This window comes from Gimesia alba, assembly GCF_007744675.1.
GTDB lineage: Bacteria > Planctomycetota > Planctomycetia > Planctomycetales > Planctomycetaceae > Gimesia > Gimesia alba.
In genome coordinates, this window is the sequence record NZ_CP036269.1 from 6,698,697 (window position 1) to 6,724,245 (window position 25,549).

The window sequence follows — 25,549 nt, forward strand, 5'->3', positions numbered from 1 at the left end:
ATTATGTATTTAGGTGAAATCAGTGGATTGAAAGTCGGACAAGCCACACGCGATGCGTTTGGTGATGCATTAAAAGAACTGGGGGACAAATACCCTCAAATTGTGACCGTTGATGGTGACGTCGGAAACTCAACACGTACGGAAGTCTTTGCGAAAGCCTACCCCGAACGTGGTTTCAATGTCGGCATTGCTGAAAGTAACATGGTCAGCGTTGCCGGTGGCCTGGCTTCAACCGGCCACATCCCTGTCGTGGCCAGCTTTGCCGCGTTCCTGTTATGCAATGCTTACGATCAGATCAGAATGTCGATCGCGTTTCCCGGCATGAATGTCAAGCTCGTAGGGACACACGCCGGAATTTCGATTGGTGAAGATGGTCCTTCGCAGATGGGAATTGAAGACGTCTCACTAGCTTGCAGCCTGCCGGGTGTATCCGTAATCGTGACCGCTGATGCGGTTTCGACTAAAGCCGCAACCGCCGCGATGATCGAACATGAAGGTCCTGTCTACCTCAGACTGGGTCGGCCAAACGTAGCAGAAATCTATTCCGAAGGAGATACCTTCGAAATCGGTAAAGCCAACACTGTGCGAGAAGGCGACGATGTGACCATTATTGCCAATGGACTGATGGTTGCCGGCGCCATTGATGCTGCGACCAAACTGGCAGAAGAAGGCATCAGTGCCCGTGTGATTGATATGCACACTGTTAAACCGATCGACGCGGATGCAATTCAGAAAGCAGCCAAAGAGACCGGTGCGATCGTTGTTGCAGAAGAACATCTGGCTCACGGCGGATTGGGTTCGGCTGTTTCGATGGTCGTTTCTCAAACCACGCCAGTCCCCATGGCCTATGTCAATGTCGGCGATTGTTTTGCCGAAAGTGGCGATCCTCAGGGATTGCTGGACAAATACGGTCTGACGGCTGCTGCGATCATTGATGCTGTCAAAAAAGTCAAGTAAGAACACGGAAAGCCCTCTTACGAATTTAAGGGGGCTTTCTTTATGATTACTTTCAAAAACAGATTCTAAGTCCCGTTCACATTTTGTGAGAGTACTTTGTGACTGAGTTTCGCGCGTTTCATAATACTGATCCACCGCAGCTGTTGAAATTATGGCATGCTGCAGGACTGGGAAGAGGAGCCGCGGAATGTCTCAGCATCGATGCCTTTGAAGTTTTGATCTTCTCACAACCCTATTTCGATCCCAACGGATTGATCGTTGCGGTAGAGAATGATGAAGCCGTCGGCTTTGTGCTGGCAGGATTCGGCCCCAACGAAGAGGAATCGGCACTCGATTACTCCCAAGGCGTCGTCTGCGCTGTCATTGTTCATCCCAATTTTCGCAGACGCGGCATCGGCCGTGAACTCGTTCTGCGGGCTGAAGAATATCTCAAGTCTAAAGGTGCCGTGAATATCACCGCTGGCCCATCGGGGTTGCTCTCCCCATATCTGGTTGGCCTTTATGGAGGGACTCGCCCCTCTGGCTTCCTGCTGTCCGACCCGCTGGCGGCTCCGTTTTTTGAATCGATCGGCTATGATGCTACCAGATCAATCCGGATTTACCAACGTGATCTGCTCGGCCCGAAACCGCCGATCAAATTTCATTTGGTCAATATTCGACGTAAAATGCAGTTGACGATTTCCGATGATTTTCAGGCTCCCAACTGGTGGTGGCTAACCCGGCTGGGAAGACTGGAAACGCTGCATTTCCAGCTCGTCCCCAAAACGGGTGAAGGCGCGATTGCATCTGCGACCGTCATCGGCCTGGATTTATATATCCCCAAATGGGAAGAACGGGTGATCGGACTGACAGATGTCTTCGTCAAAGAGGATGAACGTTCCAAAGGTTACGGACAATCACTCTTGCTGGAAATCGCGCGCCGCCTGCAGGACGAACTGATTACCAAGCTCGAATGGCACGTCGAAGAGTCCAACACAGTCGCTTCGCACGTTGCATTAGCCGTCGGTTACTATCAGATTGATACTGGTATTGTATATCAACTGGTTTCTCGTTAGCGTGTAGAAAGAGGACCGAAACATCTTTTGATGTTTGATCTGAGTCTAAATTCTTTGTCTGTCTATTCTTTATTTTGCAACAGTCCTGATTCACTGAGGAAAAAGGTAACCGTTTATGGCGGCTTTATATATTACTGAGGATGATGTTCGTTCTGTGATGGATATGGAGAAATCCATCCTCATTACACATAAAGTCTTCAAAGAACTTGCCTCCGGTCGCGCCATCAATGTTCCCCGGCAACGCGTGCGGGCTCCAGGTATCATGCTGCATACCATGTCAGCCGCCAACGAATATTTGCACTATGTTGGCTGGAAAGCGTATACAACAACCAAAGAGGGTGCGCAGTTCCATGTCGCCATTTACGATCAGGAAAGCGGCGAGATGCGCGCGTTAATCGAAGGCGATTTCCTGGGCCAACTCCGTACGGGCGCCGCCAGTGCCGTCGCTACAGAATACATGGCCCGCCCCGATTCCAAAGTTGTGGGACTGTTTGGAGCCGGCCTGCAAGCACGCACGCAATTACAGGCGGTCTGCTTGACACGGAAGATCGAATTTGTCTCTGTCTATTCACGCGATCATGAGAAGTGCAGCCGTTTCGCCGAAGAAATGACCGAACTTTGTGACGTTGAAGTCTCCGCCTCGCATTCTCCTGATGAAACCGCGGCCGAAAAAGACATCGTGATCTGCGCCACTACCAGTAAAGCTCCGCTCTTTGATGGTCGCGTACTCGATGAAGGCACCCATCTGAATGTGATCGGCTCGAACCACCGTACACGACGCGAAATCGACCGCACCACCATCAAACGCGCGGATGTGATTGTCTGTGATGATATCGACCAGTGTAAAAATGAAGCCGGAGATTTCATCCAGCCTGTCGAAGAAGGCATCACGGACTGGCGGCTGATGCATAACCTGTGCGAGATCGTCGCCGAACGTCAAACAGGCCGCGCCACCGATGATCAGGTCACCTTATTCAAATCCGTCGGCCTGGCAGTGGAAGATGTCGCGATGGCCGTTAAGGTATATGAACTCGCCCTCGAAGAAGATCTGGGCACCGACTTACCGTTTTAGCAGCAAACCCATCAGGGCTGCGAAGAGTTCTGTCGTTCCTGCTGCTTGACGGACTGATAGATCTCTTCCATTTCCTGTAAGGACGCTTCCTGGATCGAACGACCGGCACGCTCCAGTTCCTGTTCGATCTTCTCGACGCGTTTTTGAAACTTCCGATTACTTTTCCGCAGCGCTTCTTCCGGATTGATTTTCCAGCGCCGGGCGATGTTGGCGACCACAAACAGAATGTCACCCAATTCACCTTCGACACGTAAGCGCAGTTCCGGATCGTTGAGTTCCGTATCCGCAATGACATCGGCCTCCACCGTGGCCGGCGTATCGGGGATCTTACCCCCAGGATAAATTTCGTCTGCCAGTTCCTGAATCTCCTCGCGCAACTTATCAAACAGCATATCGCGATGCGGAAAGTCATAGCCCACCTTGGCTGCTTTCTCAGCCACGCGTGCCGCACGGGCCAAAGCAGGCAACGCTGTTGGCAGGCCATCAAAGATGGAACGCCTTTGCTTTTCCTGCTCCTTGATTTGATCCCAGTTCTTGCGCACCTCGGCGGGAGTTTCCGCGTTCACGTCCCCAAAGACATGCGGATGCCGTTCGATCATTTTTTGCGTCAGACGATCAACCACGTGCGTTAAATCGAAGCGGCCTTCGTCGGCGGCGATTTGAGAATCGAGAACAATCTGCAGCAATAAGTCGCCCAGCTCTTCGATAATATGCTGATCATCGCCGGAATCGATGGCCTCCAGCAGTTCGTAGGTCTCTTCCAGAGTATACGGCTTGATTGATTCCAGTGTCTGTTCCCGGTCCCAGGGGCAGCCTTCAGGCGAACGCAGGCGGGCAATCACATCGCAAAGCTTTTTAAAAGCGGGAGTTAAGATGCTATGATCAGGGGGAGTCCCCGGTGCGGGCAGAGCTCCCAAGTGTGAGCCAGCGGGCTGAGAGGGATGATCGGAATTTGTCATTATTCTACCGTATGATTCACCTGTAAACTGAAATAGTGTAGGATGAAGGTATCGTAGCGAATTCCGTTCGCTCTGAAAATTCACAACCAATTTATGAGGCATAAAAGATGAGTTTTCTAATGAAAAGTTCAATGGCGGTCTGCGTTTTATTTCTCTCACTGGGAGCCGCGACAGCCGCCCCAGGCGATGATGCAGCGAAACAGCAGGAAATGCTGGAAAAGAAATTTGAAAAGCAGATGAGCGGCGCAACGCTGGTGGGGCACTTCACCGTTGACGGGAAGACCAATGGCAAACCGCCTCGCGAGGAACGATATGAAATCGCTTCCGTCAAAAAACTGGAAGGCGACCAATGGCTGATTACCGCCCGCATCAAGTACGGCCAGAACGACGTCAACGTGCCCATGCCCTTGAATGTCTTTTGGGCCGGCGATACTCCTGTGATTTCTCTGACCAACTTGACCATTCCCGGATTGGGAAACGCGTTTACTTCGCGTGTGATGTTCTTTGAAGGTCGCTATGCGGGAACCTGGCAGCATGGTAAAGTAGGCGGGAACCTCTGGGGCCGAATTGAATACGCCGATCAGAAATCGGAAACAGCAGAAGAACAATAATCACCGCGATGCATCAACAATCTGAGGAGTCTGAATTCATGTGGAAGAAATGGGGTTTGAGCGTTTTGGTTCTGGTACTGTGTTGCGCCGGTCAGATTCATTTGATCTCTGCTGAAAAAGCAAAGGGAACAAAACCACCGCAGGCAAAACAGACTCCTCTGATGCCGATCGAAGTCAAAAGTACTCTGGATGGCAGCCTGCAGCCATCCCTGATCTGGGCTCCCCAATCGGCAAAGACGACTCCCACGCCGCTGTTTGTATTTCTGCATTCCTGGAGTGGAAACTATAAGCAGAACAACGCCAAGTGGTTGAAAGAAGCGCAACAACGGGGCTGGATTTATCTGCACCCGAATTTTCGCGGGGTGAATCAACAACCCGAAGCCTGTGGTTCGAAATTGGCCCGTCAGGATATTCTGGATGCGATTGAGTATGTCATCAAACATTATGACGTCGATCAGAGCCGCATTTATCTGGCAGGGTCATCGGGCGGCGGACACATGACGATGCTGATGGCCGGACATCATCCCGATCGTTTTTCGGCAGCGTCAGCCTGGGTCGGCATCAGTGATCTGGCAGCCTGGTATCACTTTCACGTCAAAGACGGCAAACCGCAGAACTACGCACGTATGATTCTCAAATCACTGACAGAGAAACCGGGCGCCTCTAGGAAAGTGGATGCGGAATACCGCGACCGTTCTCCCCTGTTTTGGATCGCGAATGCAACGGATCTGCCGCTCGACCTCAATGCGGGTGTGACCGATGGAAAAACGGGGTCTGTTCCGTTCGCACATACGTTGAATGCCTTCAACGCACTGGCCGAGAAGAACCAGACCACGCCCGTTTCCAAAAAGGAAATGCAACAGCTCTGGGATCACGGTAAATTGAAAATGCCACAGCCGAGCGATGAAGTCACCGATGAAACCTACGGTCGTGACATTCATTTACGACGCAATTCCGGGAAGGCACGGGTAACCATTTTTGAAGGAGGCCATGAAGGCTTACCCCAGCCCGCGTGTGAATGGCTGTCAAAACAGACGCGTGATACGTCCGGGTTCGGAAAATCATCGGCAGGACAACCATAGTCTGATGTCCATCTGGTGAAGCCGCTGCGAACAGGCAGTTTTCGGTAAGATTAAGGAATGCTCGAATTATACGGGTTCTTTCATAGAAGTTCCTGAATTACGCCTCAGAAGTCTGATTCAGTGGATTGACTGTTCAAACCCTGCACTTCAATCGCGTACAATAGCGATGAACCCAAGCCTCACAAAATCGCATGCACGAATTTCAGCCTGAGAGCCAGTAACTTTGGACCGTCAACAGCAACGAATCGCAGAAGATCTTTCGAGCCTGATTGCAGGTGATGTGCGATGCGATCCGGTGGCGTTGTCGATTTATGCCAGTGATGCCAGTCTGTATCAGGTACCTCCCTTATGCGTCGCATATCCCCGTGAACGAAACGATTTGATCGCGATTGCCCGGTACGCGACAGAAATGAATGTGCCCCTCATTCCCCGGGGTGCGGGCACCGGTCTGGTAGGCGATGCCATCGGCAGTGGAATTGTTGTCGATTGTTCGCGGTATCTGACCAACTTCGAATTGATGGAAGACAATCAGGTAAGGGTTCAACCCGGAGTGGTGCATGCCCGGCTGAATCGTTATCTAAAGTCACGCGGTCTCTACTTTCCACCAGACCCTTCCAATACCGAAGTCACCACGCTGGGCAGCATGCTCGCCATCGATGCGGCTGGTTCACGCGCCATTCGTGTCGGCTCGACCCGCGATCATGTGAACCAGATCGAAATCGTGATGGCAGACGGGACCTGCTTTGAGGTAGGAAACGAAAGTCTGTCGATTCTCAGTCAACCATTGCCTGCAAGTCCCGCGACCTCACTCTTAGGAGAGCTATCTCCCGATAACCGCAGCGATCAGGTCAAACGAACCGTACTCAGTAAGCTCTCCAAACTACTCTCCGATCACGCACAGTTGATTCAGGAAAAACAACAGTCCCGCATTCCCAATTGCAGTGGTTACTTTTTGAAAGGCATCAAGTCGCGACATCATTTGAATCTGGCCCGCTTGCTGGTTGGTTCTGAGGGCACGCTCGCACTGTTTTCTTCAGCCGTCCTGCACGTCTCTCCATTGCCCGCCCATCGTGGCGTGGTGCTGCTGCTGTTTGGCGATCTGGCCTCCGCTATTAAAGCCGTCCAGACGATTATTCACGAACAGCCTTCCGCCTGTGATTTGCTCGATCGTCGACTACTCTCTTTGGCCCGAGAAGCAGACCCTCGCTTTGCCTCTCTGATCTCACCTGCAGCGGAAGCAGCGATTCTGGTGGAACAGGTCGGCTTCAGCGATTCGCAGGTCCAAAAACGTTTGCACAATGTCACCCTGGCTGTGAAGAACATCAATTCCCGTGTGGTGGTCGCGATGGAAACACACCAGGCGGATGAAGTCGATTTCCTCTGGTCACTGCCACAAAAAGTAGTACCCTCGCTGAGCCGCTTGCCCGGTGAATCTCGGCCACAACCATTTGTGGAAGATATCGCCATCCCACCGGAGTGCTTGTATGAATTTTCTCAGAAAGCCCAGAAAGTGTTTCAACGGCATCAGGTCACCGCGACCCTCTATGCACATGCAGCGTCAGGGCAAATGCACCTGCGGCCTTTTTTGCCTGCGTTGACAGATCAGAATGCACCCATTCTGGAGAGCATCGCCCGGGATCTATATCAGACGGTCTTCTCAGTCAACGGCACCATCAGCGGGGAACACGGAGACGGCCTGGCACGAACCGCATTCATTCGCTCGCAGTACGGTGATCTCTATCGCGTGTTCCGCCAAGTCAAAGATATCTTCGACCCACATAATCTGCTGAATCCCGGAAAGATTATTAATGACGATCCCCACGTCACGATCAGACATCTCCGGCCGGTCCCCGAAAAATTTCCCGAACTGATTGATCTGCAACTCAACTGGACGCCTCAGGAACTGCAAACCGAAGCCGCCCGCTGTAATGGCTGTGGCTCCTGTCGCCGGCAAGACCCCAGTTCGCGGATGTGCCCCGTGTTTCGGATTGAACCAAACGAAGAAGCGAGCCCGCGCGCGAAAGCAAACCTGTTTCGCGGTCTGCTGTCCGGTGCGATTCACCCCAATGAGCTGTCGTCTGAAGAAACCAAAAAACTGGCCGACACCTGCTTCAACTGCAAACAATGTCAGCTGGACTGCCCTTCGACGGTCAATATTCCCCAGATGGCGATTGAAGCCAAAGCCGCTTATGTCTCAACCAAGGGGTTGGATCATACCGACTGGATCTTATCCCGCGCCCATTCGTTTGGTGCGCTCGGGAGTACGCTCTCCATGGCGGCCAACTGGGCGATTAATAATTCCTCGGCACGCTGGGTCATGGAAAAAATGATGGGCATCCATCGCAATCGAAAGCTGCCTCTGTTTTCACGACGTTCCTTTTTACGATCCATTCCCCGGAAACTCACGAAACGGCCTCGCCCCGGCAGTGATCCCAATCTTGTCATCGTTTTCGTCGATTATTACGCCAACTATCACGATCCGGAACTAGCCCATGCATTCCTGAATATTTTGCAGCACAATCAGATTCCCGTTTTTGTTCCCCCCAATCAGCTGACATCGGGCATGGCAATGGTTTCTGCGGGTGACTTAATCGCAGCACGGAGTGTCGCAGAAGAGAATCTGAAAATTCTCAGCGAATTTGCTAGAGAAGGACATCAGATACTCTGTCTTGAACCGGCTGCCGCCATTTGTCTCAAGCAGGAATATCCCATGCTGGTGCAGGGGGAAGACAGTGAAGTCGTTTCATCACAGGTCAGAGAAGCAGGGGAATTCTTGTTGCAACTACACGAATCACAGAAATTACGCTCTGATCTTGCCCCCCTGGATCTGGAGTTGGACTACCATACACCTTGCCATATCAAGGCATTATCGTCCCGGTCCGCACTAAAGGAGCTTCTCGCTTTGATTCCTGAGCTGCGGGTGAATACAATTGAAAAAGGTTGTTCAGGCATGGCTGGGACGTACGGGCTTGCCCGGGAAACCTTTGAAACATCGAAGCAGATCGGTCGGGAGCTGATCGATCATATGAAAACAACGCATGTGCGTGCGGGGGCAACGGAATGCAGCAGTTGCAAAATGCAAATGGAGCAGGAAACCCGGATTCCAACCGTTCACCCGATCAAGCTGCTGGCACTTTCCTATGGACTGATGCCGGAACTCGAACGGTCGCTGCAGCCCCAAAAGAAAAAACTGGTAGTCTCATGACCATTCAACAGATTCAGATCAAATTATTCGCCCGCGCCAAAGAACTGGCTGAGAGCGAACTGATCTCGGTGTCCGTGAAACAGGGGGCGACCGTCGCACAATTGCGGCAGGCGATGGCAGAGCAGTTTCCACAGTTACAACCATTGAGCAGTCAATTATTGATCGCCGTTGATAATGCCTATGCCGGAGAAGACCAGCCTCTGAATGCACAACAGGAGGTCGCTTGTTTTCCCCCGGTCAGCGGCGGCTAGTACCCTATTTTTAGATCAGTCAACAAATCGATTTCGTACGATGAAGCCAGACTATATTTCAATAACAGAACAACCCATTGATTACACAGCGCTCACCGAGCGGGTTCGCTCTAACCAGTGTGGTGCCGTGGTCCTGTTTATGGGAACGGTTCGTGAAATGACCGCCGGCCGCCAGACGGTTGCGTTAGACTACGAAGCCTATCCCGAAATGGCACAGCAAACGATGCAGCAACTAATTACTGAGGCGCGCGATCAATGGGCCATTCACGCAGTCGCAATTGAGCACCGAGTCGGGCGTCTCGAACTGGGAGAAATCAGCGTGGCCATCGCTGTCAGTTCACCGCATCGAAAAGAAGCATTTGAAGCAGGACGGTTTCTCATTGACCGTTTGAAAGAAATTGTCCCCATCTGGAAAAAAGAAAACTGGTCCGATGGAACAACCGAGTGGGAACATCCAAAAATCGAGGCAAAATAAAGACCGGTCTGTTCCTGCATCCTGTCTATAATTTAATCAAACGGAAGTCGTTCAGACGGAGAGACGTCAAGACAGCGTTTACTGAGAGGCATTGATGGAAAACCAGAATCAGCTAATCGATTCATTCGGACGCGTGCATAATAATCTGCGAATCAGCGTTACCGATCGTTGTAACATTCGCTGCTTTTATTGTATGCCCTCGGAAGACGTGCAGTTTGTGCACCGCAGCAAGATCATGTCGTTTGAAGAAATCGTTCGCTTTGTCCGTCTGGTCGTACCCCTGGGCGTGAACAAAATCCGTTTGACCGGCGGCGAGCCACTGGTCAGAAAAGATGTTCCCGAGCTGGTGAAGATGCTGGCGGAAATTCCCGGCATCCAGGATATCGGCATCACCACCAATGGCATCCTGCTGCCGCAATACGCACAGCAGCTATACGACGCCGGCCTGCGACGCATTAATATCAGTCTCGATGCGTTAAACGCAGAAAAATTCAAAGAGATCACCCGCCGCGATGATTATGAAAAAGTGCGGGAAGGAATAAAGTCAGCGCATGCCGCCGGCTTTGATCCTGTGAAAATCAATGCCGTTTCCATTCGCAATCTGACCGAAGAGGAGATCATTCCCTTCGGGCGCCTGGCACGCGAAACAGGAGCCGAAATTCGCTTTATCGAATTCATGCCCCTTGATGCAGACAATCAATGGGAACGCGAAAAAGTGTTGTTTGCCCACGAGATCCAGGAAATTCTCGCGCAGGGGATCATGCCACTCATTCCAGAGAAACAGGCTGATAAAAGCGCACCGGCGTCCAATTTTGTCTTCGAAGATGGCGTCGGTCGAATTGGATTCATCTCTTCAATCAGTGCCCCCTTCTGTATGAGCTGCAATCGGTTTCGTTTGACCGCAGACGGCAAACTTCGCAACTGCTTATTCAGTCTGGATGAGACCGATATTCGCGCACTGTTCCGCGCCGATACCCCTGATGAGCAGATCCTGAAAGCAGTACGCGAGAGCATCGCTGCCAAAAAAGAAGGACACGAAATCAATACCGCGCGTTTCATTCAGCCGGACCGCCCGATGTACTCCATTGGTGGCTGACGCACTTCGAGTCTGGTTAGTTTGAAATGAATGAGCAGCCATTGATTTATCTGGATAACGCGGCCACCAGTTTCCCCAAGCCAGAATCCGTCTATACCGCCATTGATCATTATAACCGTCATGTAGGCGCGCCCATCGGCCGGGGTGCGTATCACAAATCGATTGCACTGCAATCCGACATCGATCTGTGTCGCAAGTTGGCAGCTGAGCTCCTGGGGGCGGCACGACCGGAAGAAATCGCTTTTACCTTTAATGGAACGGATAGCCTGAATACGATTATTCACGGCGTACTGAAGCCCGGCGATCATGTGGTGACCTCCGATGTAGAACACAATTCAGTTCTCAGACCGCTGCAAACCCTGAAGGAACGCTGGGGACTGGAATCGACGTTCATTCCGGCAAACGAAAGTGGAGTGGTGGAAGCGGCCGCATTTCGTGAAGCGATTCGAGACAACACGCGGCTGATCATTCTCAATCATGCATCCAATGTCACAGGCAGTATTCAACCAGTCAATGATGTCGGCGAGATCGCACGCAATGCGGGCGTTTTGTTTCTGGTCGACGCAGCGCAAACAGCCGGTCACCTGCCCATCAATGTCTCTCAAATGCCCGTGGATTTTCTAGCCTGCCCCGGACACAAGGGTTTGCTCGGGCCGTTAGGCACGGGATTGATTTATCTCCGTGCAGAACTGGCAGAGCAGGTCAACAGCTTCAGGCAAGGGGGGACCGGAACCCGAAGCGAGGAAGAGACACAACCAGAGACTCTGCCCGACAAGTTTGAATCCGGCAATCATAATGCCCCCGGCCTGATTGGATTGAAAGCCTCGCTGGAATATCTGCAGGAACGAGGCATCTCCACTATCCGTGAGCACGAGCAGGAATCAACCGCACGACTGATCGAAGGTCTGCGAGATCTCCCTGGCTTCGACCTGCCCGGGCCTTCACAGTTGGAAGGCCGTGTTGGTGTAATCAGCCTGATAAATCAAATGGTGGAACCCCAGGTACTTGCATCAATTCTGGACGAAAATTTTGGCATTCAGACCCGAGCCGGCCTGCATTGTGCCCCACGCATTCATCGCGCGATTCAATCGTTGGATTTCGGGGGAACGTTACGGCTCAGTCCCGGGCCTTTTACAACCATGTCGCAAATTGAAACAGCCATTTCAGCCATGCATGAATTGGCGGATTCGTTTCATTTTTGAAACAGTCCCTGATTTCAAACGCGAACGGAGAGAGTCAAACCAAATCGCTGACTGGCAAGCCGGAATCAGAAAACTATCACAAGTATTTTTTGTATAGCGATTTACATCCTTGACACTCTACCGAATCTACCTCAAAATTAAAAATAGGCAATTCTTGCACGACACATCTTAAGTCCTTATTCCCAATGGATCATTAAAAAACCAGAGATCAGTCAACTCTGTTGCGGAGGGATGGTGAATAATTTCAGTTGCAGGATGAGCTGACTGACAGGCGGAAAACTGCCTTCAGTTCATAGATTTTTCATAAACCAGTTTGAACCTGAGCATTGAATCCCCCCCTTTGATATGGGAAAAAAGGATACTTTCAGGTGAGAACTGATTTCTATTCCGTGGAGAAATTGAATGGCCGACGATTGGATGCAACAGTTAGTAGATGATGGGTTCCTGGGCCCCGCCCAGATCGATGAAGCCTCAAGTATGGCCAATTCTATGGGAATTTCTCCTGGTGAAGCACTGGTCAAGCTAGGTTATGTCGGAGCTGAAGTCATCGCCCAGGCCCAGGCCTCCATGTACGGATATGATTTCGTCGAACTCGATTCGCTTGAGATTCCCCAATCTGTGATTGAGCTGGTTCCCGAATCGATGGCACGTGAAAACACGGTCATTCCCGTGGGAATGAAAGGCGACTCTCTGCAGATTGCCCTGCATGACCCTATGAAATATGAGGTTCTGGACAAATTGCGGTTTATTATCAATCGAGATATCGATGTGGTCATGGCGCCCATTGAATCGATTCAGGCTGCGATCAACCGGCATTACGGCCAGAGTGAAACCGAGTCGGTCGATACGATGTTGAAAGAGTTCACCGAAACGCAGATTGACATTACAGCCACAGAATTGGCGACAACCAGTACGGTTGCTGAAGAAGATGAGAGCGCCCCGGTAATTCGACTGGCCAACCTGATCATCAGCGAAGCCGTGAATATGCGGGCCAGCGATATCCACGTCGAACCGTTTGAAGACCGAATCCGAATTCGTTATCGAATTGACGGTGTGTTAATTGAACGCGACAGCCCCCCGCGGCGTTTATTGATGGCGCTGGTCTCACGTTTCAAAATTATGGCTTCGATGGATATCGCCGAAAAACGCCGCCCTCAGGATGGTCGTATCAAGACCTCATTTGGAGGGAAAGACTTCGACTTGCGTGTGAGTATTCTCCCAACCAACCATGGCCAGGCGGTCGTCATGCGTATTCTAGACCGGGATAATATCAAAGTGGGGATTCGAAACCTGGGATTCTCGGAAGAAAACTATCGCCGCTTCCAGACAATTATTCGAAGACCCAACGGAATCTTTCTAGTGACTGGCCCGACAGGAAGTGGTAAGACTACCACTTTGTACAGTGCTCTGGGTGAGCTGAACCGGCCGGACCGAAAGATTATTACCGCTGAAGATCCCGTCGAGTATTATCTTCCCGGCATCAATCAGGTCGAAGTAAAGCACCACATCGGCTTGGATTTCTCCCGTATTATTCGTGCGATGTTGCGACAGGCACCCAATGTGATCCTCGTGGGAGAAATTCGCGATAAAGAAACTGCTGAGATGGCAATCCAAGCATCTTTGACAGGACACTTGGTATTCAGTACGCTACATACGAACGATGCGCCCGGATCTATTACACGCCTGATCGACATGGGGGTACAACCGTTCCTCGTCGCATCCAGCGTTATGGCCGTGATGGCACAGCGTCTGGTGCGGGTTGTTTGTGGAAAATGTGTTGAGAGTTATACGCCAGATCCTGGCGAGTTGGAGTACCTGGGACTCACAGCCAGCCAACTGGAGAGCGCGATCCATAATCGCGGCAAAGGATGCAACACTTGTTCACACACTGGTTACAAAGGGCGTAAGGCGGTGTTTGAGCTGATGATGATGAATTCGGCTATACGTGAAATGACTTTTCGCAGTGAAGCCGCTCAAAATATTAGAAGACAGGCACGTTTGTTCGGTATGAAATCGCTGGCAGAAGATGCAACCGATAAAGCACTCGAGGGGATCACAACTCTCTCGGAAGCCTTGAAATTAGCCAAAGGATTAGAGGGCCAGTAAGACAGGGATGAGGAACACAAAAACGGGCTCAATTGGAGACATTCAGCAGGAGCAGAGGGCTTGATTCCCGTCAGACGCTTCCGCTGCGTTCATCAGAACAATTTGATCTAATTCAGGGCTTTTATTGAATTTTGAGTTCGTTTACCGGATAATTGGTTTGCAGTCGTTAAATTTGCGACCAATTTCATTGATACATTTCTTAATTATCTTATCTAATATTGTTGAATTGATTCTCGTTTCACTTTGTTCTTAATTCACTCGAGTTGTTCACAGAAAAACACGAGCCGATAATCGTTTTAGAAGAGAGATCACTCAAATCGAACAACGATCAACAGTTTCGTGACTGGCTCTATCACCAGTGATTCAGCGGTGATCGCTCACTTTTCAATCAAAGAGTTTTCAGAAAGTACTTTGGATGGCAACGGTTCAGATTGACAAATTGCTGGAGACGGTCGTAAAAGAAAAGGTGAGTGACTTACATATCACCACCGGCCAGCCGCCAGTTGTCCGGGTCGGCGGGCATATGGTCCGGCTCGAAACAAAAAGTCTGGGACCTGATGATACAGTCGCGTTGATGAAAAGTATCACGCCTGAACGAAATCAGCAGGAACTACAGGAAGTCGGGGGGACCGACTTTGGATTTGCTTTCGGTGACAAAGCGCGATTCCGCGTCTCTGTGTTCAAACAACGCGGCCATATCGGTATGGTATTGCGTCGAATTCCGAACGAGTTTCTGACTTTCGAACAACTGGGGCTGCCGACCGTCATTGCGGATCTACTGGAACGCCCCCGAGGCTTGTTCCTCGTAACGGGCCCGACCGGTAGTGGTAAAACAACCAGCCTGGCCAGTATGATCAATCATATGAATGATACGATGGATCACCATATCATCACGATGGAAGATCCCATTGAGTATTATCATGAGCACAAAAAATCGACGATTAACCAGCGTGAAATCGGCGTTGATGTTCCCACATTCCCGGAAGCCCTGAGACGTGCACTGCGGCAGGACCCCGACGTGATTCTGGTGGGGGAAATGCGAGACCTTGAAACGATTTCTGCCGCCATTACCGCCGCGGAAACCGGACACATCGTGTTTGGAACCCTGCATACGACAGGAGCTCAGGGAACGGTAGACCGAATTATCGACGTGTTTCCCACCAGTCAGCAGGACCAGATTCGGACCCAGTTATCGTCCTCCATTATTGGCATTCTCAGTCAGGCGTTGATGCCCAAAAAACCCAAAGGGCTGGTCGCCGCCTATGAGATGCTGGTTGTGACTCCGGCGATTGCAAACCTGATTCGTGAGGCGAAAACCTACCGAATCAACTCCAGTATTCAAACCGGACGAAAGTATGGCATGCAGTTGCTGGACGATGCATTATACAACCTCTGGCGCGATGGACTGTGTGAGGAAAAAGATGTCGTCATGCGATCGAATAATCCTGGCGAACTCAAAGCCAAGATCGCCATGGCGAAGAAAGGATTGCTGGAAGATGATGAAGACGGCGATGATGATTTTGAAGATTACGAAGACTAACTCAATTCAGGGTTAGTAAGAGATAGCGTCGAGTGATTTGAATAAAAGAGACAGGAACGACAAACGTGACTGCTTCATCAAATCGCTTCCACCAAGGAACAGGAATTCAGGGAATCGAAGTCAGGTCGTTCATTTTCGAATGAAATTTTAGAGTTAGTCAAAGGTAGGCATAAATGGCAGCAAGACGCCTTGGTCAAATCATGGTCGATCTGGGTTATATCTCAGAGGATCAGCTGTGGGATATTCTGGAAGAACAGAAACAGAGTCCCGGTGAAGTCATCGGTCAGGTTGCCATTCGAATGGGGCTGGTCACCGAAGAGCAGGTCACGCAAGCCCTGGCTGAGCAATGGGGCATGCCCGTTGTTGAACTGGGCGAAACTAATATTCCGCCGAAAGTCCTGGAGCTTGTACCGGAAACGATGGCATCGATTTACAAAATCATGCCTGTCTCATTGAAAGACGATGTCTTAACCGTCGCTATGGCTGATCCGCAAAATGTTTCCGCTCTGGATGACCTCAGAAACTTTCTGGGGTACGACGTCAGGGGTGCTGTTTCAAACCTGAAAGATGTCGAAGAAGCAATTGCACGTCACTACTCCGAGCAACAGGACAGCATCGAAGATGTGATCGGTGCCATTGAAGACGAACTCGGCGAAGAAACCGGCAAGAATGTTTACGACCTCTCATCTTCCGAAGAAGTAGCCGACGCTGCCCCCATCCGAAAATTATTGAATATGGTGATTCTGCTGGCCATTAAGGATCAGGCGAGCGACATCCACCTCGAACCATTTGAAGATGAATTCAAAATACGTGTGCGTGCTGATGGCGTGCTCTACGAAATGGTGCCTCCCCCACGCCACCTGGCGAACGCCATTGTTTCGCGTGTTAAAATTATGGCGGACCTGGATATCGCAGAACGACGATTACCTCAGGACGGTCGTATCGAATTGAACGTAGGTGGCAACCCCGTCGACTTGCGTGTGAGTGTGCTGCCAACCCTGTTTGGTGAAGCCGTCGTAATGCGGGTGCTGGACCGAACCGTCGTGCAGCTGGACTTGAACAAGATCGGCATGGATCCAACAACGCTCTCCCGTTTCCGGGAAATGATCCATCGTCCCAACGGCATTGTACTCGTGACCGGACCAACGGGAAGTGGTAAAACGACAACCCTCTATTCCGCGTTGAATGAGCTGAATGTCATCGAAGAAAAAATCATCACGACCGAAGATCCCATCGAATACGACATCGACGGACTGATCCAGGTTCCTGTGAACCCTGATATCGATGTTACGTTCGCCTCGGTGTTGCGTGCCATTTTACGACACGACCCCGACCAGATTCTGATCGGGGAAATTCGAGACTACGAGACTGCGGAAATCGCCGTCCAAAGTGCGCTGACCGGCCACCTGGTATTCAGCACGCTGCATACTAACGACGCGCCTTCAGCGATCACACGTTTGCGTGATATGGATATTCCCAAGTTCTTGATCACAGCGACGGTGGAAGCCATCCAGGCGCAACGTCTGGTACGTACCATCTGTAAAGAATGTCGCACCGAATTTGAACCCAGCGATGAACTGCTGCTGGAATTGCAGCTCCCCATCGAACAGGCGCGGCAATATAGCTTTTACTACGGAAAAGGCTGTGCGACCTGTAATAACTCAGGCTACAAAGGCCGCACCGGCCTGTATGAATTAATGGACGTCACCGATGAAATCCGCGATCTGATCACGGAAGATGCGTCCGTTGATGATATTCGGAATGTGGCCCGCAGCCAGGGAATGACCACCCTGCGTGAAGCCGGGCTGAAACTGATTTTTGACGGCGTCACAACAATCGACGAAGTTGTTCGCGAAACAGTGATGGAAGATATTGAGTAATGTCTGCCCCCGGGGCCGATGCAAAATACAAACCATTTTTTAGAAGACTTTTGACGGAGTAACGCCATGCCGGTTTATCAATATGAGGCAATGGATAACACTGGACTCGAGGTAAAAGATACCATCGAAGCCCCATCCGAAGAAGAGGCCCAGACACTCATCAAAGAGAAGGGCTTTTTCGTCACCAAAATCGCCGAAAAAGGTCGTGGAAAAAAACAGAAGAAGGGAGCCGCCGCCACCAAAGGGGGCGGAGGTAAAAAGGGCGGAGGCGCCAAAAAAGGAGGCTTCTCCATCGGCGGTGTTCGCTCCAAACAGCTGACGACATTCACGCGACAGCTTTCCACGTTGCAGGACGCCGGCTTGCCGATTTTAAGAAGCCTGCGGATTCTCGAATCACAGGCCAAGCCAGGCCCGCTGAAAGCATCACTGGATGGTGTCATTGAAGATATTGAATCCGGAAATACACTCTCCGAAGCGATGGCCAAGCAGCCCAAGTGCTTTGACAACCTGTATGTCAACATGGTGAAAGCGGGGGAAGCCGGTGGTGCACTCGAAGTCATTCTGCAACGTCTGGCAGAATTCAAAGAGCGTGCTCAAAGTCTGAAAAAGAAAGTGCAGGGGGCCATGATCTACCCGGTGGCGGTTATCACCGTTGCCAGTTTGATCGTCGGTTTCATTATGTACTGGATCATTCCGAAATTCAAAAAGATCTTCCTTGATTTCGGTACGGAACTTCCGGGCATCACTCTGTTATTGATGAAAATCAGTGATATCGTGGTCAATTACTTTTATCTCTTCCCTGCAGTTCCACTGGCACTCTGGATCTTTATCAAAATCGTCAAGAAGAATAAGAAGGGTGCGTTTATTGTCGACTGGATCGCGCTGCGCATACCCTTATTAGGGAAGATTATCAGTAAGTCGGTGACGGCACGAACCTGCCGGACGCTGGGGACATTAATCTCGTCCGGGGTGCCGATTCTGGAAGCAATTATCATTGCCCGCGACACGGCGGGGAATATGGTCTTCCAGAAAGCATTCGATACGATTTATGCCGCCATTCGCGAAGGGGAAACCATGGCCGTTCCGCTCCGCGAGGCGCGGATTGTGGATGATATCGTCGTCAACATGGTGGACGTGGGTGAAGAGACCGGTGCGCTCGATAACATGCTCTACAAGGTTGCCGACGTGTACGACGAAGAGGTCGCGGTGCTGGTCGATGCGCTGGTGAGTTTGCTGGAACCGTTAATGGTGATCATTCTCGGTCTGATCGTCGGTTTTATCGTGATTGCGCTCTTCATGCCTTTGATCAAACTCTTGAATGACCTTTCGTAGTATTTTGGATAGGGTGTTGCAAAATAATACAGATATTTCCAACGTTTTATCGTGATTTGCGTAAAGCATAATGGCAATAAATCGTTTTGAATAAATACCTTATGCGTTTTGTTGTTTTTAAGGCACAAAAATTGCCCTTAATAATGGATCAGGAAACTCTCGACTGATTTTGGTCTCTCAGGGATCAAACCTGGGTTTTCTCTCTCAAACTGTTGAATATGAAAAGAGTTAGGAGTTAACAATGAACCGTCGGTCGCCCCAAACCCTCACGGCGTCACAGCAAAACAGGCGTGCGTTCACATTAGTCGAACTCATGATTGTAATTGTGATCATCCTGATTCTATTAGGCCTGCTCATCCCCGCCATCGGTGCGGTCCGCCTCCGAGCACAACAAGCGAATGTGCGTGCGGAAATTGCCAATTTTGAAACGGCGATTACCGCATTCAAGCAGGATTTTGGTATAGACCCTCCCAGCGGAATTGTATTGTACGAGTCTGGCACTGCCACTTGGGATCAGAGTAGTAAAGGCTTCATTCGACAGTTGTGGCCTCAGTTTGATTTTTCATTGAACAAAGATATCAACGGGGACGGCGATGTGGTTGATACCATTACTTTGAATGCGGGTGAATGCCTGGTCTTCTTCTTAGGTGGAGTCTTTGAGCAAACCCCAGACGGCACCTACAGAGTTTATGGATTTTCAAAAAATCCTGCTCAGCCATTTCTAAATCCCGGTCATACTTCAGCAGATCCCGGATATAGCGCTGCCTATTCTGCATCCAATACAAGTCGCCAGGGACCTTACTTTGAATTTGACAGCAGTCGCTTCGTCGATACCGATTCCGATACTGCCCTTGAATATATAGATTCATTTCCCGGCCAACAACTACCGTATATATATCTCAGTAGCTACGAGGGTCGCGGTTATCGAACTGCAGATCTACCTGCGACACTCGGTTTTAGAAGTGTCTATCGTGAGGGCAATTCAGCCCATGGTTCAACTCCCGGAGTACCGTTTAAAGCGAAGTCGTACCAGATTATTTCTCCTGGTGCCGATTTCCAGTATGGAACTGGCGGGAATTATGATCCCGACAAGAACTTTCCCGGTCCTCAGCTTCCGACATATACTGATGACCGAACTGTCGAAGCAGATAACATCACCAATTTCGTCAGTGGTTCCCTGAAATAGTCAGCGTATCGTTTTTATGAAGTCAGGTTTCACAATGCGACATCTTAGAATTCATCAATCCGTTCAATCAACGCGAAGCGGTTTTACGATCGTGGAATTGATGATGGTAGTCGGCATCCTGCTGTTTTTGATTGCGACATCTGTGTTTGTCGTGAGAAACCTCGGCAACACCGCCCGGGAAAAGGCAACGATGTCGACGATTACCAAAATCAATGGTTTGCTGACTCAACGAATTGATGCGTTACGCAGGGCTTCAGGCGCAAATCGTAATCAAACAGATCTGGAACGCCTGGTTTCTTTTCGCTCAACAAAATTGAGACGCTCCACTAGTGATAGTACTAACATTGGACTGGGGGCGGGCGCCAGTTCTGTCTCAACAGATGTCCTTGAAATCCTGGTTGCGAAAGATTTGTTCCGTCAGTATTTCCCTCAGGTGCGAAATGAGAATGCATCCATTGATTCACTCATGGATGCCGTCGCTGGTACGAGCGGGGCCGCCGGTAATCTTGGCTCTGATGGCGGGCGAAGTGTTTCTGCTGAGTACCTGTATTATTTTCTCACGCAACATGGCGTCTATGGAGCGGCCCCTTTGGGTGAAGATAATTTCCTTTCCACAGAAGTGGTAGATACCGACGGGGACGGGCTCAAAGAATTTGTTGATAGTTGGGGAAGGCCTCTCCGCTTTTACCGTTGGCCCACGCGCCTGATCAAGCCGGACGGCGTCAATGTAGATCGCACAACCGCAGGCTACCTTATTTCGAGTCTGCCGGCAGAGGTCATTTCTGGCACGGGACAACGTGACCCTCTCACAATTGATCCCGATGATCCCAAGGGTCTGATACAGTTGGATAATCAAAATCTGAGTGGCCTTTTAAACCCGCTCTTTGCTGCCAGCGATTCTTCGACGCCTTATACACTGCCCCAGTATGCGACGAGAGACACCTATTCCATACCCTTAATCGTCTCAGCAGGGCAGGATAGTATCTTAGGCCTGTATGAGCCGGTCGATGCAACAAACAATGGTTATTTATGCCATCCTGATGCTGCTAATTTTGATGGTCTGTTCGACAATATTACGAATCACAATCAACGAGCGGGAGGAAATTAGTATTATGAAAATATTATCCCGTTCCAATTTACCCCTGAAATATATTGGTTTAAAAGCACGCAAGACTCCGTCAGGTTTTACGTTGGTTGAGTTGTTGGTCGTCATTTCCATTTTGGCAATTCTGGCAGTCATCACGATTACCTCGATCAACTTTGCGCTGGCCTCTGATGTGACTCGGTCCGCTTCTCGTCAGGTGCAATCCTATCTGGCGGGAGCCCGTGACAGAGCCATATACGCAAAAGCACCTCGCGGCGTTCGATTTTTATTAGACCGGACCGGTAGTCAGGGAAGCACGATTTCAAGTAACCGTGCGACTGTAACCAGTATGGTCTACATTGCACCTTCCGAGCCTTGGTCTCGTGGCACGATTAACCTAGAACGAATCGATGAAAGCCCTGATGACGGAACCGCCGATGGTCCGGATATCTTTGAAGTCCGCGGAACGGGAACAGACTGGAAATTTCTCTATGACCGTGGTCAAATCCTCGAAAATGCACGTATTAAGATTCCCGATACTGGGAGCGGCATTTGGTATACCATTAATTTGGCCGCTTCCACAATCAATTCATCCGAGGAAGTCTTGCGATTAACGACCCCTTACCGTGAGTCAGGTACTAACCCTCATCCTGCAGTTATCGCTTTTACTGCCGGTAGTGGGCCGAGTACCTATCAGTTAGAGCTCGTCTCAGAGGTCCTACCTGGTGAGGAGCCGGTTCTGTTGCCCAATGGGGCCGCCATTGATTTGGATCGCTCGTTTATCCCGGCCAGTTGGAGGTCGAATTTATTTTCACCCGGTGATGATGGTCAACCCGGTAAGAGTGGCGTTGACGATGATGGGGCAAATGGAAACGATGATGCCGCAGAACTCGGCTGGCCCGGTTCCGATGACGTACGTCTTTACTCCAGCCAGTTGGATCTGATGTTTTCTCCCCGCGGCTCGGTAATTGGAAGAGAAGCCGGCAGTGGCAAAATTCACTTTGCCATTAACTCGATTGAAAATATTAATTCGACCTGGTTAAGCGGGACCGACTATGCGGAAGGGGACCGCATTCAAATTCCTGCCCGTGGCACAGTGGGCAGCTATAGCTATACTCCCTACGATCGAACGTACGTTTGTAAGACGGCCGGCACCAGTGGTTCTGACCCTACCGTGTTTCTCGCATCAGGAGCGCGGGTTGATGGCGTCTCTTTCACAACAGACGGTTCAGTCGTTTGGGAAGTCGAGCCGAACACGTCGACGATTCTTCTCTCTTTGTACACCCGCACCGGAAGTATCAGCGCAAGCCAGCTCAATGTCTCTGGTATCGCATTTGATCCATTCAAATATGCAGAAACAGGAGAGGTGTCAAAGTGAAGTTATCTCTGATTTCTACCCCACATTTGATCAATCAACGGCCCGGTCGTGCGGGTTCCACGCTGATGGAAGTGCTCATGTCCATTTTGATTATGAGCGTTGGCGTGATCTCTCTGGCATCACTCTTTCCGGTTTCGATTCTGAATGGAGTGCAGGCAACCAATTTAACCAACGGCACCATCTTACGCTACAACGCCGAAGCCTTGATCGATTCCTTTCCCGGCCCACTCGTACACGACCCGGACGCTGATGGAAATTACCTTGAACATCGCAGTCAGGGATTCTATATCGTTGACCCTCTTGGCTACTATGCGGCCGAAGATGACAACAACACTGCTGCAACAACGTTGAAAATCCGTTTCGGTAATGACGGTAATGGAAATCGAAACCCGCAAGTTCCCCGGTATGACGCTGGTTTTTATTCAGTCGCTTTAGCACAAGCTTTGGCAGCAACACCTACACCGACACAAGCAGAAGCAATCGCAACAGCAAAAGCAGTCTCACGTCAAAATGCATTTCGTTATTTTTCCAGTCAGGATAGCTGGACTAGGCTTTATGATGTAATTCCGGTTTTCGATACCACTATTCCTACTCCGACTCCAACCTCAGTGATGGTTGATCTCTCTAGCAGCAACATTGATTTAGTTGGACTCAAGTCTATCATCGATGGAGCCGCGAACGGTGGTCGCCTGGTTTTATTTGACAGTACGGGAAAGCAGGCACAAGTACGCCCTTTGACTTCAGGTAATATTAATGATGTTACCGGCGTTATTTCCTGGACGAATCCGCTGCCTGCGAATCCGCTTTATGAGCAAATCTCACGAGTTCTGATTGAAATCCAAGACCCACGTTATTCCTACTTTTTAACAGTCAGACATGAACCCAACCAGGTTGCTTCTGTTGACGTGGTTGTTTTCTTCCGTCGAAACCTGTCGCCCGAGTTTGAAGCGCTGCATGATGTCGAAGACTTTGTTGAAGAATGGCTACCAGGGCCGGATGGCAAACCTGGTGTCGCTGGTGTCAACGATGATGGGATTAACGGAACTGACGATTATGGAGAATTCGGCGCACTGGGCTCTGATGATTATAAACGGACTTCATTCCGGCTTTATTTTAATGCGAACTACACGAATCCGCTTTTGAAAAAAGGGGGATACATTTTCGATCATCAAAACGCGCGTTGGTATCGCATTCAAAATTTTGAAAAGAGTACCAATGATGATTATGCAGATATTGTTCTGGAACAACCAATTCTAGAGTCGATTACCCGTCCTTCACCCCGTGGTGGGCACTTAGAAGGGGTCATTGTGATGCCGAATGTTGTCCAGGTCTATTCTTTGGGAAACAAGCTCGATCCAGATAATCCTTAAGATTGTTGAATTTACGATACTTCACGTCTAAATAATTCTCTCTTCAACAAGAACCTTGTATGAAAACACCGGCACAAAAAACAAATTCGAAACGACCAAAGTCAACTCGCGAGAAACGTAGCGGTTTTACGTTGGTCGAGATGCTTGTCTCTGTGGTGCTTGTCTTACTCATGATGCTGATGTTTACGCAGATCTTTGAAATACTCTCCGGATCAACGGTGAAGCAACGTGGGCTTTCGGAAAATGATCAGCGTGCCAGATTACTGACCACGATCCTGAAAGCAGATTTAGACAATCGAACATTTCAGTATTTGCTCCCCTTTGCAAGAAGAGATAATGATCTTGCTCCAGGATCTGTTCCCCCGGCCAATGATGATCCACGTAGCGAACTATTCCGAGAATCTGAACGTAGAGGGTACTTTTACATTTCTGAAAATGACCCCAATGATACGACTGATGACTTACTTCAGCTGACCGTGTCCCGGACAGCCAACCCGAGTTTGACAGATCAACCTTTCTATTTTGGAAAAGCAACCGATTTAAGCAATCGTCTTGCTGCACCCAATAACAGATTATCAGCCAATCCGAACCAGCCCGATGCAGATGACGCAAGATTAGTTTCCGATCAAACGTCCCAATCGTCGGCTGCGGAGGTTTGCTATTTCTTAAGAGGCAGCAATCTTTACCGCCGCCAGATGCTGCTCCGCGAACCGCTGGGCTTAACAGAAATAGTAACTTCACAGCCAGAGGCTTCTTCTACGTCAGGTAGCGAAGCATTTTTTATACGCCCCGATGATGGTACTCCACTTTATGGACAGGGATATGCGGGCACCGATAACTTTTGGGGAGACTTCGATTCTTCTGCGTTTAGGCTTGTTGTAGGTATGGATAGATACGCTCGGTTTCATGATATCGGATCTCTTGATAATACCCAGTTGGGGCCGTTTTCGGCTGATTATCCTTTGGGGATGCCTCTAGCCCGTTTTGGTTTTAATCATGCGACAGGCCGTTCACGTGAGTTTGCAACCTACTTACCAGAAACAGGGCCCATACCGCCTGTTTCGCCGATTCCCGTTTTTATGGGAAGGTTTACGCAAGGGGAAACTTCTCATTCAACCTTTAACTACCCACACGATTTAACTCATAGTTCAGTAGGTGGTGGCGGAAACCCAATGGATGCCGCTTCAGGACCACAGTTTTATGTCGTCCCTGATGACAGATCGCTGGTTGCTTTCAACGACCCCAATGATCGCACTAGTGGGGTCTCTTTCAACAGCAATGGTCCGAGAAGATCGGAGGACTTGGTTCTATCAAATGTGATTTCGTTCGATGTGAAAGTTTTTGATGATGCTGCGGGCATTTTTGTTGATATAGGCGGCCCCGCTGCAAACACATTTTCTACAGCCAAAAACCAAAATGGTAACGCTGGCAATTTACAATACAATAATATTTTTGATACCTGGCATCCCAGTGCTGATGTGGGAGGCGACCTTGATGCCCCTTATCCGTTAATTTCCCCCTATGATGTGACTAATGTGGATGTTGATTCGGGGACTGCCGGAACACAACTCCCAACGCCAAATCCGCTGAGGGCAATCCAAATTATCATACAGTATAAAGATGTCTCTTCTGGACAATTGCGACAGATTTCTTTAATTCACCCGTTGCGCAAATAGGTGAATTAGTAACACAGATAGCATTCTTAAGA

The 25,549-nt window shown here is 50.0% G+C and carries 20 protein-coding genes; 19 read left to right on the top strand and 1 reads right to left on the bottom strand.

The annotated features are described in order from the left end of the window. Positions 1 to 3 precede the first annotated feature (3 nt). The 3 genes from Pan241w_RS24925 (at position 4) to Pan241w_RS24935 (ending at position 3,084) form a co-directional block, all read left to right on the top strand. Positions 4 to 957 carry a transketolase family protein gene (locus tag Pan241w_RS24925; protein WP_145221141.1) on the top strand — a complete coding sequence of 318 codons (954 nt, stop codon included), beginning with the start codon at positions 4 to 6 and terminating at the stop codon, positions 955 to 957. Between the two features lie 98 nt (positions 958 to 1,055). Then, a complete protein-coding gene (locus Pan241w_RS24930) occupies positions 1,056 to 2,012 on the top strand; it encodes a GNAT family N-acetyltransferase (protein ID WP_145221144.1) in 957 nt (318 codons plus the stop codon). 115 nt (positions 2,013 to 2,127) lie between these two features. Continuing rightward, positions 2,128 to 3,084, top strand: a complete 957-nt coding sequence (locus Pan241w_RS24935) for an ornithine cyclodeaminase family protein (RefSeq protein WP_145221147.1) — start codon at positions 2,128 to 2,130, stop codon at positions 3,082 to 3,084. 11 nt (positions 3,085 to 3,095) lie between these two features. On the opposite strand, the gene mazG is transcribed toward Pan241w_RS24935, so the two are convergent. Further along, positions 3,096 to 4,043 (bottom strand): nucleoside triphosphate pyrophosphohydrolase, encoded by a 948-nt coding sequence (gene mazG / locus Pan241w_RS24940; RefSeq protein ID WP_145221150.1) that lies wholly within the window; start codon positions 4,041 to 4,043, stop codon positions 3,096 to 3,098. Between the two features lie 119 nt (positions 4,044 to 4,162). Here mazG and Pan241w_RS24945 point away from each other — a divergent pair, with 119 nt between their 5' ends. The 16 genes from Pan241w_RS24945 to Pan241w_RS25020 all read left to right on the top strand — a co-directional run bounded on the left by Pan241w_RS24945 (position 4,163) and on the right by Pan241w_RS25020 (position 25,517). Continuing rightward, positions 4,163 to 4,654, top strand: coding sequence for a hypothetical protein (locus Pan241w_RS24945; RefSeq protein WP_198000137.1), 492 nt, complete (start codon positions 4,163 to 4,165; stop codon positions 4,652 to 4,654). Between the two features lie 38 nt (positions 4,655 to 4,692). After that, on the top strand, positions 4,693 to 5,736 hold the full coding sequence (locus Pan241w_RS24950) for an alpha/beta hydrolase family protein (protein ID WP_232107269.1): 1,044 nt from the start codon (positions 4,693 to 4,695) through the stop codon (positions 5,734 to 5,736). A gap of 223 nt (positions 5,737 to 5,959) precedes the next feature. Beyond that, positions 5,960 to 8,941: an anaerobic glycerol-3-phosphate dehydrogenase subunit C gene (locus Pan241w_RS24955; RefSeq protein WP_145221153.1), complete on the top strand. Its 2,982-nt coding sequence runs from the start codon at positions 5,960 to 5,962 to the stop codon at positions 8,939 to 8,941. After that, complete coding sequence (locus Pan241w_RS24960; RefSeq protein ID WP_145221156.1) at positions 8,938 to 9,192, top strand: MoaD/ThiS family protein; 255 nt, start codon at positions 8,938 to 8,940, stop codon at positions 9,190 to 9,192. The genes Pan241w_RS24955 and Pan241w_RS24960 overlap by 4 nt, the downstream gene beginning before the upstream one ends. 40 nt (positions 9,193 to 9,232) lie before the next feature. Next, a complete protein-coding gene (locus Pan241w_RS24965; RefSeq protein WP_145221159.1) occupies positions 9,233 to 9,667 on the top strand; it encodes a molybdenum cofactor biosynthesis protein MoaE in 435 nt (144 codons plus the stop codon). A 94-nt stretch (positions 9,668 to 9,761) separates the two neighbouring features. Continuing rightward, on the top strand, positions 9,762 to 10,763 hold the full coding sequence (gene moaA, locus Pan241w_RS24970) for a GTP 3',8-cyclase MoaA (RefSeq protein WP_145221161.1): 1,002 nt from the start codon (positions 9,762 to 9,764) through the stop codon (positions 10,761 to 10,763). Between the two features lie 26 nt (positions 10,764 to 10,789). Then, complete coding sequence (locus Pan241w_RS24975; protein WP_145221164.1) at positions 10,790 to 11,965, top strand: aminotransferase class V-fold PLP-dependent enzyme; 1,176 nt, start codon at positions 10,790 to 10,792, stop codon at positions 11,963 to 11,965. A gap of 402 nt (positions 11,966 to 12,367) precedes the next feature. Then, a complete protein-coding gene (locus Pan241w_RS24980; RefSeq protein WP_145221166.1) occupies positions 12,368 to 14,071 on the top strand; it encodes a GspE/PulE family protein in 1,704 nt (567 codons plus the stop codon). 415 nt (positions 14,072 to 14,486) lie between these two features. Beyond that, positions 14,487 to 15,611, top strand: coding sequence for a type IV pilus twitching motility protein PilT (locus Pan241w_RS24985; RefSeq protein ID WP_145221169.1), 1,125 nt, complete (start codon positions 14,487 to 14,489; stop codon positions 15,609 to 15,611). A 173-nt stretch (positions 15,612 to 15,784) separates the two neighbouring features. Beyond that, positions 15,785 to 17,491, top strand: a complete 1,707-nt coding sequence (locus Pan241w_RS24990) for a GspE/PulE family protein (RefSeq protein WP_145221172.1) — start codon at positions 15,785 to 15,787, stop codon at positions 17,489 to 17,491. A 66-nt stretch (positions 17,492 to 17,557) separates the two neighbouring features. Further along, positions 17,558 to 18,823 carry a type II secretion system F family protein gene (locus Pan241w_RS24995; RefSeq protein WP_145221174.1) on the top strand — a complete coding sequence of 422 codons (1,266 nt, stop codon included), beginning with the start codon at positions 17,558 to 17,560 and terminating at the stop codon, positions 18,821 to 18,823. Between the two features lie 241 nt (positions 18,824 to 19,064). Next, entirely contained in the window at positions 19,065 to 20,009 is a 945-nt protein-coding gene (locus Pan241w_RS25000; RefSeq protein WP_145221177.1) for a prepilin-type N-terminal cleavage/methylation domain-containing protein, read from the top strand. Positions 20,010 to 20,043: 34 nt separating this feature from the next. Continuing rightward, the gene (locus tag Pan241w_RS25005) at positions 20,044 to 21,117 is read left to right on the top strand and encodes a type II secretion system protein (RefSeq protein WP_145221181.1); all 1,074 of its coding nucleotides are present in this window, start codon (positions 20,044 to 20,046) and stop codon (positions 21,115 to 21,117) included. 4 nt (positions 21,118 to 21,121) lie between these two features. Next, positions 21,122 to 22,471 (top strand): pilus assembly FimT family protein, encoded by a 1,350-nt coding sequence (locus Pan241w_RS25010; protein ID WP_198000138.1) that lies wholly within the window; start codon positions 21,122 to 21,124, stop codon positions 22,469 to 22,471. After that, positions 22,468 to 23,841: a PilV family protein gene (locus Pan241w_RS25015; protein WP_145221188.1), complete on the top strand. Its 1,374-nt coding sequence runs from the start codon at positions 22,468 to 22,470 to the stop codon at positions 23,839 to 23,841. Before Pan241w_RS25010 ends, Pan241w_RS25015 begins: the two co-directional genes overlap by 4 nt. 59 nt (positions 23,842 to 23,900) lie before the next feature. After that, positions 23,901 to 25,517, top strand: a complete 1,617-nt coding sequence (locus Pan241w_RS25020) for a prepilin-type N-terminal cleavage/methylation domain-containing protein (protein ID WP_145221191.1) — start codon at positions 23,901 to 23,903, stop codon at positions 25,515 to 25,517. The last annotated feature ends 32 nt before the right edge of the window (positions 25,518 to 25,549 follow it).

What these genes read in the sequence shown, in the direction of transcription:
- Pan241w_RS24985 (WP_145221169.1), top strand. Translation starts at nt 14,487, where the DNA reads ATGGCAACGGTTCAGATTGACAAATTGCTGGAGACGGTCGTAAAAGAA.
- Pan241w_RS25020 (WP_145221191.1), top strand. Translation starts at nt 23,901, where the DNA reads ATGAAAACACCGGCACAAAAAACAAATTCGAAACGACCAAAGTCAACT.
- Pan241w_RS24950 (WP_232107269.1), top strand. Translation starts at nt 4,693, where the DNA reads ATGTGGAAGAAATGGGGTTTGAGCGTTTTGGTTCTGGTACTGTGTTGC.
- Pan241w_RS25005 (WP_145221181.1), top strand. Translation starts at nt 20,044, where the DNA reads ATGCGACATCTTAGAATTCATCAATCCGTTCAATCAACGCGAAGCGGT.
- Pan241w_RS24945 (WP_198000137.1), top strand. Translation starts at nt 4,163, where the DNA reads ATGAAAAGTTCAATGGCGGTCTGCGTTTTATTTCTCTCACTGGGAGCC.
- Pan241w_RS24935 (WP_145221147.1), top strand. Translation starts at nt 2,128, where the DNA reads ATGGCGGCTTTATATATTACTGAGGATGATGTTCGTTCTGTGATGGAT.
- Pan241w_RS25010 (WP_198000138.1), top strand. Translation starts at nt 21,122, where the DNA reads ATGAAAATATTATCCCGTTCCAATTTACCCCTGAAATATATTGGTTTA.
- Pan241w_RS24925 (WP_145221141.1), top strand. Translation starts at nt 4, where the DNA reads ATGTATTTAGGTGAAATCAGTGGATTGAAAGTCGGACAAGCCACACGC.
- moaA (WP_145221161.1), top strand. Translation starts at nt 9,762, where the DNA reads ATGGAAAACCAGAATCAGCTAATCGATTCATTCGGACGCGTGCATAAT.
- Pan241w_RS24965 (WP_145221159.1), top strand. Translation starts at nt 9,233, where the DNA reads ATGAAGCCAGACTATATTTCAATAACAGAACAACCCATTGATTACACA.
- mazG (WP_145221150.1), bottom strand. Translation starts at nt 4,043, where the DNA reads ATGACAAATTCCGATCATCCCTCTCAGCCCGCTGGCTCACACTTGGGA.
- Pan241w_RS24960 (WP_145221156.1), top strand. Translation starts at nt 8,938, where the DNA reads ATGACCATTCAACAGATTCAGATCAAATTATTCGCCCGCGCCAAAGAA.
- Pan241w_RS24995 (WP_145221174.1), top strand. Translation starts at nt 17,558, where the DNA reads ATGCCGGTTTATCAATATGAGGCAATGGATAACACTGGACTCGAGGTA.
- Pan241w_RS24980 (WP_145221166.1), top strand. Translation starts at nt 12,368, where the DNA reads ATGGCCGACGATTGGATGCAACAGTTAGTAGATGATGGGTTCCTGGGC.
- Pan241w_RS24975 (WP_145221164.1), top strand. Translation starts at nt 10,790, where the DNA reads ATGAATGAGCAGCCATTGATTTATCTGGATAACGCGGCCACCAGTTTC.
- Pan241w_RS24990 (WP_145221172.1), top strand. Translation starts at nt 15,785, where the DNA reads ATGGCAGCAAGACGCCTTGGTCAAATCATGGTCGATCTGGGTTATATC.
- Pan241w_RS25000 (WP_145221177.1), top strand. Translation starts at nt 19,065, where the DNA reads ATGAACCGTCGGTCGCCCCAAACCCTCACGGCGTCACAGCAAAACAGG.